The 11,386-nt window shown below is 62.6% G+C and carries 13 protein-coding genes; 5 read left to right on the top strand and 8 right to left on the bottom strand.

Features of this window, described 5'->3' with window-relative positions; translation table 11 throughout:
- Together VEJ16_06795 and groES are read right to left on the bottom strand one after the other, a co-directional pair.
- The coding region (locus tag VEJ16_06795) for a TCP-1/cpn60 chaperonin family protein (GenBank protein ID HYB09359.1) at nt 1-316 on the bottom strand (316 nt) is incomplete at its 3' end.
- A 16-nt stretch (nt 317-332) separates the two neighbouring features.
- Nucleotides 333-650, bottom strand: a complete 318-nt coding sequence (gene groES, locus VEJ16_06790) for a co-chaperone GroES (protein HYB09358.1) — start codon at nt 648-650, stop codon at nt 333-335.
- Nucleotides 651-956: 306 nt separating this feature from the next.
- Here groES and VEJ16_06785 point away from each other — a divergent pair, with 306 nt between their 5' ends.
- Nucleotides 957-1,220 carry a Usg family protein gene (locus VEJ16_06785; protein ID HYB09357.1) on the top strand — a complete coding sequence of 88 codons (264 nt, stop codon included), beginning with the start codon at nt 957-959 and terminating at the stop codon, nt 1,218-1,220.
- Between the two features lie 102 nt (nt 1,221-1,322).
- A complete protein-coding gene (locus tag VEJ16_06780; protein ID HYB09356.1) occupies nt 1,323-2,408 on the top strand; it encodes a COX15/CtaA family protein in 1,086 nt (361 codons plus the stop codon).
- 29 nt (nt 2,409-2,437) lie between these two features.
- Here the strand turns inward: VEJ16_06780 and VEJ16_06775 are convergent, their stop codons facing one another.
- Entirely contained in the window at nt 2,438-2,959 is a 522-nt protein-coding gene (locus tag VEJ16_06775) for a transcriptional repressor (protein ID HYB09355.1), read from the bottom strand.
- Nucleotides 2,960-3,131: 172 nt separating this feature from the next.
- On the opposite strand from VEJ16_06775, the gene VEJ16_06770 reads away from it, so the two are divergent.
- On the top strand, nt 3,132-3,809 hold the full coding sequence (locus VEJ16_06770) for a DUF6134 family protein (protein HYB09354.1): 678 nt from the start codon (nt 3,132-3,134) through the stop codon (nt 3,807-3,809).
- A gap of 2 nt (nt 3,810-3,811) precedes the next feature.
- Here VEJ16_06770 and pdeM read toward each other — a convergent pair whose 3' ends face one another.
- Nucleotides 3,812-4,516, bottom strand: coding sequence for a ligase-associated DNA damage response endonuclease PdeM (pdeM, locus tag VEJ16_06765; GenBank protein ID HYB09353.1), 705 nt, complete (start codon nt 4,514-4,516; stop codon nt 3,812-3,814).
- A gap of 43 nt (nt 4,517-4,559) precedes the next feature.
- Nucleotides 4,560-7,019 carry a ligase-associated DNA damage response DEXH box helicase gene (locus VEJ16_06760; protein HYB09352.1) on the bottom strand — a complete coding sequence of 820 codons (2,460 nt, stop codon included), beginning with the start codon at nt 7,017-7,019 and terminating at the stop codon, nt 4,560-4,562.
- A 301-nt stretch (nt 7,020-7,320) separates the two neighbouring features.
- Here VEJ16_06760 and VEJ16_06755 point away from each other — a divergent pair, with 301 nt between their 5' ends.
- Both VEJ16_06755 and VEJ16_06750 read left to right on the top strand, forming a co-directional pair.
- On the top strand, nt 7,321-8,097 hold the full coding sequence (locus tag VEJ16_06755; protein HYB09351.1) for an aldolase/citrate lyase family protein: 777 nt from the start codon (nt 7,321-7,323) through the stop codon (nt 8,095-8,097).
- Nucleotides 8,098-8,200: 103 nt separating this feature from the next.
- Nucleotides 8,201-8,488 carry a peptidoglycan-binding domain-containing protein gene (locus tag VEJ16_06750; GenBank protein HYB09350.1) on the top strand — a complete coding sequence of 96 codons (288 nt, stop codon included), beginning with the start codon at nt 8,201-8,203 and terminating at the stop codon, nt 8,486-8,488.
- Nucleotides 8,489-8,782: 294 nt separating this feature from the next.
- Here VEJ16_06750 and eda read toward each other — a convergent pair whose 3' ends face one another.
- The 3 genes from eda to VEJ16_06735 all read right to left on the bottom strand — a co-directional run bounded on the left by eda (nt 8,783) and on the right by VEJ16_06735 (nt 10,969).
- Nucleotides 8,783-9,439 carry a bifunctional 4-hydroxy-2-oxoglutarate aldolase/2-dehydro-3-deoxy-phosphogluconate aldolase gene (gene eda, locus VEJ16_06745; protein HYB09349.1) on the bottom strand — a complete coding sequence of 219 codons (657 nt, stop codon included), beginning with the start codon at nt 9,437-9,439 and terminating at the stop codon, nt 8,783-8,785.
- 22 nt (nt 9,440-9,461) lie between these two features.
- Nucleotides 9,462-10,406, bottom strand: a complete 945-nt coding sequence (locus tag VEJ16_06740) for a sugar kinase (protein ID HYB09348.1) — start codon at nt 10,404-10,406, stop codon at nt 9,462-9,464.
- 188 nt (nt 10,407-10,594) lie between these two features.
- Nucleotides 10,595-10,969: a hypothetical protein gene (locus VEJ16_06735; GenBank protein ID HYB09347.1), complete on the bottom strand. Its 375-nt coding sequence runs from the start codon at nt 10,967-10,969 to the stop codon at nt 10,595-10,597.
- Nucleotides 10,970-11,386 lie beyond the last annotated feature (417 nt).

Raw genomic sequence — 11,386 nt, 5'->3', positions numbered from 1 at the left:
CCTTGATGCCCTCGCGCACGATCGCCTGCGCAAGCACGGTCGCCGTCGTGGTGCCGTCACCTGCCACGTCCGAGGTCTTGCTCGCGACCTCGCGCAGCATCTGCGCACCCATGTTCTCGAACTTGTCGGCCAGTTCGATCTCCTTGGCGACCGTGACACCGTCCTTCGAGATGCGCGGTGCGCCGAACGATTTGTCGAGCACCACATTGCGGCCCTTGGGGCCGAGGGTAACCCGGACGGCGTCCGCCAAGATATCGACGCCGCGCAGCATGCGCGCACGAGCGTCGCCGCTGAATTTTACTTCCTTCGCTGCCATGATTGAACTCTCCTCCCTAAGCGGCTTTCGCCTTGCCGGCCCTGGCGCCCTCGATGATGCCCATGATGTCGGACTCCTTCATGATGAGGAGTTCCTCGCCATCGATCTTCACCTCGGTGCCCGACCATTTGCCGAACAACACGCGGTCGCCGGCCTTGACGTCAAGGGCGATGAGCTTGCCGTTCTCATCGCGCGCGCCCGGGCCGACGGCGATTACCTCGCCTTCCTGGGGTTTCTCCTTCGCCGTGTCGGGAATGATTATTCCCCCGGCGGTCTTCTGCTCCTGCTCGATACGGCGCAGGAGCACACGGTCGTGCAGCGGTCGAAACTTCATGATTGGTCCTCCGTTATGGGATATTTGCGGCGCAATGTAGGGCTTATTGTTAGCACTCACCCCCATTGAGTGCCACGGATTTAGGATTGCCGAACAATATGTTCAAGAGGCTGTTTCAGATTTTGTCGCGGCGCCTGGCAGCACTCTCGTTCAAATGCTGATAAATCATTGATTTGATTAACTTTTTATTGTCTCCTTTGGGCTTATCCTTGCACAATCGACTGTCTGGTCTGCGGCCCACCCCTTGCATCGTCAAGCAGGCAGGGTCGCGGTTTCGAGCAGACGTCAGCATGAGGTGCCAAGGCAATGGGCGTTTCCCGACTGATTCCAAAGGATTATCGCCTGACAACGGCCGAAATCCTTTACCATCTGCCGGATTTTCCGGCCCTGCTGCAGAGCTTTATCTGGCAGCAACTCGATATGGGCCCGGATTTTCCGGTCTTACGCCGGTTCCTCGAATACTGGGAGCGCAACCTCGAGGGCAAGCTTCATTCGGTTAGAATCTGCAATGTGGGCCTCATCCACCCCAAGGAAATCCGCTACGCCGGCCACGAACTGAGATTGCATTAGGAACCCATTCGAGCCTTGCCAAGCCGGCCGGGCCATCCACTCGGCGCGGCCGATCAGCGCAGCCACTTGCGATAGGGCCAGGAGGCCGGCACTCTCCCGCCCATGGCGCCAATCGACTTCGTTCGCACATCGGCCGGTGAACCCTCCGCGACAAGGGATATCGGCTATTGGTTGCTCTGTTGTTGCGGCCTGGTGTTCGCCATGGTCGTCATCGGCGGCATCACGCGGCTAACGCTCTCCGGCCTTTCGATAACGGAGTGGAATCCAGTCATGGGGACGATCCCGCCGCTCAATGCGGCGGATTGGCAGTCGCAGTTCGACCTCTACCGGCAAACGCCCCAATACAAGATCTTGAACGCGGGGATGACGCTCGCCGAGTTCAAGTCGATCTTCTGGTGGGAATACATCCACCGCCTCCTCGGTCGCGCGATCGGGATCGCGTTCTTTCTGCCCTTTGTCTACTTCGCGGCGCGCGGTCGCGTGGATCGCAAGCTCGCGTGGCGTCTTGCGGCAATCTTGGCGCTCGGGGCGATGCAGGGTGCGCTTGGATGGTTCATGGTCAGGAGCGGCCTGGTCGAGCGCACGTCGGTAAGTCCCTACCGTTTGGCGGCCCATCTCGCCCTTGCCCTTATCATCTACGCTTGCATGTTCTGGCTGGCCCTCGATCATCTTTGGCCGAAGTCGCCGGCCCAAAGCGAAACGCGCACCGGCCACGATCCGAGGGGAAAAAAAGCCGCAAGGCGAGCGTTGCGGCTCGTTGCATGGATTTTCTTCGTGATGCTCTCCGGTGCCTTCGTGGCGGGGCTACACGCCGGGCTCGTCTACAACACGTTTCCGCTGATGGATGGCAGACTTATTCCCGATGGGCTTTTTGACCGATCGCCGGCGCTCGCAAATTTCTTCGAGAACGCGACAACGGCCCAATTCAATCACCGCATTCTTGCTTTCGTCAGCCTTGCAATCATCATTGCGTTTTGGATCTCGCTTTGGCGCCGGGCGCTTCCCCCTCGCGCGCGCCTAGCCGCCAACCTATTGCTTTTCGCGGTCGTGCTGCAGATCACACTCGGCATTGCGACGCTCTTGCTGGTCGTGCCGGTGCCACTAGCCGCCGCACATCAGGCGGGTGCGCTCACACTCTTCACCCTCGCCCTTTGGCTTGCGCACGAGACGAGCCGAACGGGAAGCTGAGGGAGGCCGAACCTCGGTGAAATCGAAACTCACGCAGCCGGCATTTGCGCAGCACAGCTCGGGCAGAGCCCGATTGCTTCGACGACAAGGTGCTGCACGCGAAAGCCTGCTTCCTTCGTGCGCTCGGCGATCGCACCGGCTATGCGCGCGTCGTGGAGTTCGGATGCGGCCCCGCAGCGCCCGCATACAAGGAACTGGCTGGTATGGCCGTGCTCCGGATCGGCGCAACCGACATAGGCATTGCGCGACTCGATCCGATGGATCAGCCCCTGCTCACTCAGGAACTCAAGCGCTCGGTAAACCGTGGGTGGTGCTGCACCGCGTCCCTCCTCCCGGAGCGCATCGAGGATCGCATAGGCGCCGATCGGATCGTGGCTGCGCCATATGAGCTCGAGCACCCGGCGCCGCAGGTAAGTCAAGCGGGCGCCGCGCAGGGTGCAGAGGCGCTCCGCGGTGTCGAGGGCGGCCGCCTGGCAATCCCGATGATCGTGGCGGTGCTTTCCAAAGGGGACCAGGACGCTGGGGGCGGATTTGGCCGTCTGCCGTCTCATGGGGCAACCTTACAACAAACAGCGGGCGTGCGAAAAGCGCCCGGGGCCAGGCGGCGCGCTTGACCGATCAGCCGTTGGATCGCTAGCCTCGCGCGGGGAAGCAAATTCGGCGGAGGAGGCGACGGATGCCGGCGCGGGGGCAATCGGCTGCGTATGCAGCCAAAATGCCGATATGAGCGACTGTCGTCGCGCCGCCGCTCGCCGCACCGTCGCATGTTTTCTTCTCGCATTCATTGCCGTCGCCGACCCAATCCGCGCTTATGCCATCGATGCACCGGAAGGAACGATCCGCTGGACGATTTGGCGCGAGGGCCTGAAGGTCGGCCGGCAGACCATGATCGTTCATCACGCCGGCGCCAAGCTGCTGATCGACAACGAGATCGACATCACGGTGCGACGGATCAATGTTTACGTGACCCATCGCTACGTACTGCGTGCAAAGGAAACCTGGACCGATGGCAAGCTGGTCGAGCTTGCCGCGATCGTCAACAACGACGACGAGTCCGCAGGCGTCGACGCGACCCGCACGCCGAGCGGCTTCATTGTCGACGGAGACGGCGGGCATTTCGAAGCGCCTTCAAACTTGGTGCCATCGACCCTCTGGCACATCGACATGACCAAAAGCGACGCGGTCCTCGATGTCGAGACTGGCAAATTGCTCTCGGTCAAGTCTAGCGTGGGTGCAGAAGTCCCGCTGCCGGTCAACGGACGGGACGTACCCGCGCGCCACGTCAGCATATCCGGCGACACCACCCGCGAGCTGTGGTATGGCCCCGATGGGGTCCTCGTTCGGGCACAATTCGATGGCCTCGACGGGGTTCCGCTCGACTTCCGCGTTGACCCCCGTTGAGCTCAACGCACGGGGAATGGTATCTCGCCCCGCACCGCGCGCTCGAGCCGGTCGGCGCCAAAAAGATATATTCCCTCTCGCCCGATCAGATAGATGCGCGCCACACCGTCGAACAGGCCCGCAATCGCGGGATCCAGAGCATCGAGCCCGCCCGTGTAGGCGCCGAAGGCCGGAAGCACAAGACGCGTACCATCGGTTACGAAGCACCGGCCGGAGATGCGCCGACCGCGCGCCCTGACGGCGGCCTTGGGATGAAAATGTCCGCAGACCTCGCCCCGCCCGTCCTTACTGGCCTCATGCCGAAAGACGAGCGGATCCATCGAGAGTTCGGCCTCGACGCGCCCGCCAAGTTCCACCGGTGGCGACGGGTCGTGGTTGCCTTCTATCCAAATCCAATCGTGATCGCGAACGAGCCGGGTGAGGCGTTCTGCGTCGTCTTCAGCCATACGCGAACGCGCATCGCCATCGTGGAAGCTATCGCCAAGCGCTATGACGCGGTCGGGACGGTAGCGCCGCAGCACAATCGCCAGTCGCTCGATCGTCGCGCGCGTGTCGTAAGGGGGGAGCATCCGCCCCACGAGCGCATAGCTCGAACCTTTCTCGAGATGGAGATCGGCGACGACGAGGCATCGTGCCTGCGGCCACCAAAGCGCACCCGACGGATCGAGCGTCAATTCGGCGCCGTTTAGCGTTATTGTCGTCGTCAATCTCGCCCTCGCGTCTCGACTGTCCGTTCAATTACGGCTGAGATTACAATAGCACGCCTTGCGCGTCGGGTGGCGCAAGCGCTTCCGCAATCAACTCTGCCGCCGCTTCGTCGAGCAAAGTGTCGAGCGCTGCACCGTAGACGCTCTCGCGACCGATATCGAGCAGAACCGGCACGGCCAGAGGAGAGACCCGAGAAAGCCGCCGGACCGTGATGCGCCCCTCGATCCGTGCGAGCATGTCGGCGAGCCGGCGCACGTCGGTCAGGCCCGTCGCCGCGTCGGCGCGCGTAGCCCGAAGGAGGACGTGGTTCGGCTCGTGCCGGCGCAGTACGTCGTAGATGAGATCGGCGTTGAAGAGGACCTGGCGTGCGGTCTTTTCCTGCCCAGGATGCCGACGCTCGATCAGCCCGGCGATGACCGCCACGTTACGGAACGTGCGCTTGAGCATGCTCGAATCGGCCATCCATGCCTCGAGATCGTCGCCGAGCATGTCCTGGGCAAAAAGACCGGGCACGTCGCGCGGTTGGCTGAGACTCCAGACCCCAATGCAATAGTCGCTCGCGACGAATCCGAGCGGACGGCACCCCGCGCGCTCCATCCGGCGGGTGAGAAGCATGCCGAGGGTCTGGTGAGCGTTTCGGCCCTCGAAGCAATAAGCGACGAGATATTCCTTACCGCCGCGGGGGAAAAGCTCGACCAGGAGTCCTTCCGGCATGGGCAGGACCGATCGAATTTGCTGCATGCGGAGCCACTCGACGACCTCGGCGGGAAGCTGACGCCAGGCGGCCGGCGAGGCGATCATCGCGCGTACGCGGCCTGCGAGGTTCGTCGTCAAGGGCAGTCTGCCCCCCGCATAAGCCGGAACCTTTGGCGCTTCGCCAGCGCCACGGGTCACCTCGACAACCGTCTCGCGTATGCCTTCGTAGCGCAAAAGCTCACCCGAGAAGACGAAGGTGTCGCCCGGCATTAAGCCTTGGACGAAATATTCCTCGACTTCGCCGAGCATGCGCCCGCCTTTGAGCCTGACCCGCAATGTCGGCTGCTCGACGATTGTGCCTATGTTCATTCGGTAACGCCTTGCGACGTCTTGCGAAGCCGGTCGATAGAATCCAGTCTCGTCGCGAGCAAGGCGCCGAAACCGTTCATAACCCCCGAGGGCGTATCCGCCCGTCGCCACGAAGGCGAGTACGTCATCGAACTCGCGGCGCGACAGGCTGCGATACGGGGCCGCCGCCATCACTTCGGCATAAAGTGCTTCGGCATGAAAGCCGCCTGCGACGGCCATGCCCGCGATGTGCTGGGCGAGCACGTCGAGAGCGCCTTGGCGCGGCCGTTCGCTGTCGAGCTCGCCGTCGGCCACGGCCGCGATTGCCGCCCGGCATTCGAGAAGCTCGAAACGATTGCCGGGCACGAGGATCGCGCGGCTTGGACGATCGAGGCGGTGGTTCGAGCGTCCAATACGCTGCAAGAGACGTGAGGCTCCCTTGGGAGCGCCGACCTGGATCACGAGATCGACTGCCCCCCAATCGATTCCAAGGTCGAGTGACGACGTCGCCACCACCGCCTTGAGCGCGCCGCGCGCCATGGCGGCTTCGACCTTGCGGCGTTGCTCGGCGGCGAGGCTGCCATGATGGAGTGCAATCGGCAGGTTCTGGTCGTTGAGGTGCCAAAGGGCCTGGAACACGAGCTCCGCCTGGGCGCGCGTGTTGACGAAGACAATCGTCGTGCCGGCTTCGCGGATCGCGGCCATCACCTCGGGCATTGCGTGTAGCGCCATGTGGCCGGACCACGGAATCCGTTCGCCGGGCGTGAGGATCGAGATCGATGCCTCTGCCCCGCCACCGCCGCGCAGGAGCCTCACAGGGGCTTGCACCCGATCGGCCGCGGGGGAAAGCCAATCGAGCAGGATCGTTGGCTCGGCCACCGTGGCCGAGAGACCGACGCGGCGGCACCGGGTTGCCAGGCGCTGGAGGCGTGCGAGGCCAAGCGAGAGGAGGTCGCCGCGCTTATTGTCGGCAAGCGCATGGAGTTCGTCGACAATCACCGCACGCAAGCCGGCAAAGAACGTTCCCGCATCCTCGTAGGACAGGAGGAGCGCTAGGGATTCCGGCGTGGTGAGCAGCAACTGCGGCGGGCTGCGCCGCTGACGCGCACGTTTCGCCTGTGGCGTGTCGCCGGTCCGCGTCTCGGCACGGATCGCCAATTTCATTTCGGCGATAGGTGCGTCGAGATTGCGGTGGATGTCGACGGCAAGTGCCTTCAAGGGCGAGATGTAGAGGGTGTGGAGGTTATCGGTCGGGTGGCGAGAAAGCTCGACCAGTGTCGGCAGAAAGCCGGCGAGCGTCTTGCCTCCACCCGTGGGCGCGATCAGGAGTGTCGATAAGCCGGCATTCGCGGACTCGAGCATCTCGAGTTGATGCGCGTGAGCCGTCCAACCACGCCGGGCGAACCAGCCGGCAAACGGCTCGGGTAGGAGGGATGATCGGTGCGCGAGTGCGGTCACGCCAAAGACTATAGCGCCCGCCGGCACACAACCAAAAATGCCTGACGCCGGGCTACCCCTCCGTCATAATCGGGCGCCGCGCGAGCAACACCCGTTCAACGATCGTCTCGTTCAATCGCACTCGTGTGGCGAATCGGAAATTCGCCCTGTCTGGGTGCGAGACGGTGCGCGAACTTCGGATTCAAAGCCACACGAGCAACATGTAGATGTTAGTGTGGTACTCGGATTTGACGCTCATAAGCGCAACTGCCGCTAAAATCGTGGAAACTTCACATCCACCATACGAGGAGGGGCCCCGACGATGTACCGGGAGAATTTGCTCAAGAAAAGGCTTGCCGCCGGGAAGAAAGCGCTAGGGTTCTGGGTGCTGAGCGAGAGCATTCTGGCAGCCGAGGTTCTTGGTTACGCCGGTTACGATTTCGGCCTCATCGACCATGAGCATGCGCCCGGCACACTCGTGAGCGCGATCGGCCTCCTCCAGGCGGCCGGTTCCGCCGGGACGACAATGATGATGCGCGTGCCGTGGAACGATCCGGTCTATCTCAAGCGCGCCCTCGATATCGGTATCGAAGGAGTCATGATCCCGATGGTCGAGACGGCGGCGGAGGCCAAGGCGGCGGTGCAGGCCTGCCGTTACCCCCCGCGCGGCACGCGCGGCAACGCGACCGGCGGCATTCGGGGTGCGGATTACGGGCTTGCACAGCGGCACTATCTCGACACCGCGCACGACAATCTCCTGATCATGTGTCAGGTCGAGACAGTCAAGACCGTCGAGAACATTCCCGAGATCGCGAAAGTCGAAGGTGTGGATATCCTCTTCATCGGGCCGAACGATCTCGCCTCGAGCATCGGCAAGCCAAGCCGGTTTGACGATCCCGAGGTCCTTGCACTCCTTGAGCGGGCCGAAAAGGCCATAAAAAAGGCGGGAAAACCGATGGGTGCGGTACCATATGGGCCCTATGGCTGGCAGGAGTTGTTTGACCGCGGCTACGATATTGTGGTAGGCGCTGGCGATCTTGGGCTGATCCGATCCGGTGCTCTGGCCCAAGTCAAGGCGCACCGAGAAAAGAACCGCTAAAGACCGCAAAAAATGTGCGTCAGGCTCTTGCTTGCCATCGCATGCACCGAGATCTTGTAGTATGGTTTCGACACAATTCTTGCTTCCACAGGAGTGTTAAAACATGAAGACGACCATCCGCATCGCAGCACTAGCTACCGCCTTGGCATTTGGCGCAGTTGCCGTAGTTCCCACCATGACGAGCCCGGCCGCCGCCGCCATGGCCCACCATCATTCCAGTGACACGGTCAAGTCCGCGCAGGAAGCGCTCAACAAGAATGGCGCCAACCTTACCGTCGACGGCAAGTACGGCCCGAAGACCCGCGCCGCTGTGAAGTCGTTCCAGCAGGGTCATGGCCTGAAGGTCACCGGCAAGCTCGACAAGGCGACCTTGGCCGCCCTTAAGGGCTGATCCGGTCCGAATCGGACGAAAATACCGGGGCCGCCGCGGGAGATGCTGTGGCGGCCCTTTAGTTTTACCCTGATCTGCTCTCAATAGGTGAAGTCGACGGTATTTCGAATCCAATTAATTGTACTCTTTCGCCCGCCCATGAAACTTAAATGTCACGATGGGATTTCGGCTGAAACGCAAAGCCGAAATCTGGATATCGCCTGCGGCCTTTGCGAGCGCCCGACGGACGAATGAGTCATTCGGCCGAGTCCGACAGGCTCAAGACGCGCCCTCGTGCCGCCGGGACATGCGACCCTATCGCTGAGTCGCGGCTGCCGGGCGGAGTGCTGCCGCCTGACGGGCAAGTCCGGTGATCGAGGCCCAGTCGCCTTGGGCGATCCGTTCGACGGGGGCGACCCAGGAACCGCCGATTGCGGCGACCGAGGGAAGTGCGAGATAAGCCTTTGCCTTTTCCGCATCGATGCCGCCTGTCGGGCAAAAGCGGGCCGCGCGCAAGGGGGCCGCGAGCCCTCGCAACGCACCGACCCCGCCCAGCGATTCGGCCGGGAAGAATTTGATGTGGGTATAGCCGCGCTCGAGCAATTCCATCGTCTCTGACGCCGTGGCGGCACCCGGTAGATAGGGAAGGCGAACATCGAGCGCTGCGTCGAGCAAACCGGGTGTGTGGCCGGGGCTCACGGCGAACCGCGCGCCCAGCTTCGATGCGGCGACAATCTGCGATGGGGTGAGGACGGTGCCGAGTCCCACGACCGCTTCCTCCACTTCCGCCATGACAGCCCGTGCCGCATCGAGCGCGCGATCGGTGCGTAGCGTGATCTCGATCGCGCGAAGCCCGCCCTCGACGAGCGCCCTCGCGAGCGCCACCGCGGTCTTGGGATCCTCGACCGTCAGGACAGGGACCACGGGCGCAAGAGCCAGTATTTTGGCGATTTCAACCGATCTGGTGGACAGAGTTTCGCTCATATTGCGGACCTCACGATACGGCATGCGCTTGGCGGTCCGCCAGAAAGCGCTCAACCGCCTTGCGCGTTGGGATCGGGGCCACGGCGCCATAGCCCATGGTCGACAGGGCGGCTGCGGCATTGGCTTGGCGCGCCGCGGCGAATGGGTCGTCGCCGGCCGCAATGCGAGCAAGAAAGGTCCCGCAGAATGTATCGCCCGCACCCGTCGCATCGACTGCCGTGACGACGTGTCCCGCAATTCGCCTGCGCTCCGTGGCGGTCGCGACGAGGCAACCTTGGTCGCCGAGCTTGAGAACGACGAGGGGGGCACCGAGGTCGAGATAGAAATCCACGACGGCATCGGGATCATGGTGCCCGGTCAACTGCCGGGCATCCTCGATGCTCGGCAGGGCGATGTCGGCACGCGCAATCGAAGCGTGGATCACCTTGCGCGCGCGTTCGATCGGCCAAAGCTGAAGGCGCAAATTGGTATCGTAGGAAACCTTCACGCGGTGCTTTTTCGCAAGCTCGATCGCGTGAGTCACAGCCGCCTCGGCACTTTTGCCGATTGCTTGGCTGATGCCGGACGCGTGCAGGATTCGCGCGCCCGCGATCGCGTGTTCGGAGACATCAGCCGGCGTCATGCGGCTCGCCGCGGAGCCGCGGCGGTAGTATGTGAAGCTATGGCCGGCCGGCCCATGCGTGACGAAATAGATTCCCGTCGGTGCCGATGGGTCGCGCTTTACGTTTTGGCTGTCGACGCCTTCCCGCGCCCAAAGGGCCAGGAGCGATTCGCCAAAGAGATCGGCGCCGACAGCGCTTATATAGCCGACCGAAGCACCCTGGCGTGCCGCGGCGATCGCGGCGTTCGAACTGTCGCCGCCGTAGCCTTGGACGTAAGTGGCTCCTTCCGCAGCGGGCCCGGCGGCATTGAACTCCACCATCGCCTCGCCTATCGAAAGGATGTCGATCGCCATTTATTCTCCGTGATGCATGGCACTCGGCTCGCACGCAGCAACCGTCAATGTGCGTTGAATACCACGGCCATGGTGCCAGCCTTCATCTCCTCATGGCTAGCGATAACGACCTTCGGCATCGCAATCGAACGGCACTCCCGTCTTCCTCAGTCACCACTCGACAAGGGGTTTGCCTAGCGATCAGCGCCTCAATGAGGCCGTTTCGGTCGATGCGCTTCCTGCATTTCATCGAGAGCGGCATGAGCCTCTTCGATCGTCATCACGTCGAAGAAGCCTTCTTGCGCCACGCCGACAGCAAGGCCCGCATGCGTCGCCGCCTCGGATAGAATCCATTCGGCTTCCACCGGCGAGCAGGCCCAGAGCGCCGTAAGCGCGGACACTTCGATCCGAATGATTCCGGCGTCCGCCGCAGCGACATCGCGTTGGAGAAGCATGCTCAGCTCAAGGAGCCATGGGGGAAGATCGGGAGACGCCATCCATTCACCGGGATTGAAGAAGAAATATGCGATTCCCGTGCAGTACCGCTCTGTCTTGGAGATACGAACATCTCCGGGAAAGCGCACGAGGGCGCGGGAACGCGCCCCTATAAACCTATTTTTGCACACTTCGACATATTTTTGCACGCCTTTGTTGTTATCGAAACTCTTCTTCGGTTGGACTTTGGCGAACCGCGTCCGTGTGTGGGCCTACGGCATTCGTGCCGGTCGCGGCGGCAAGTGGATCGTTGCAAGCCGCCGTGCGGGTGAGGAATAGCCCGCGGAATCTATCGCCTGCCATTGCCCGGCGGCGGAGACGGCAGTATACCGCCACATACCGTCACTCGTTGCATTCGGATTCTGAGGAAGGGAGCCGCTCGTGCCAAAACCCACAATCACCAAGGAGGCGTTCGAGACCCTCGCCATGCGTGCGGGCCTCACACTCACCCCCAAGCAGAAGACCGAGCTTTACGACGCCTACGCCTATGTGGAGGCGATGGCGGA

Source organism: Alphaproteobacteria bacterium (assembly GCA_035625915.1).
Classification (GTDB): domain Bacteria; phylum Pseudomonadota; class Alphaproteobacteria; order JACZXZ01; family JACZXZ01; genus DATDHA01.
This window is presented reverse-complemented; position numbering and strand designations above follow the sequence as displayed.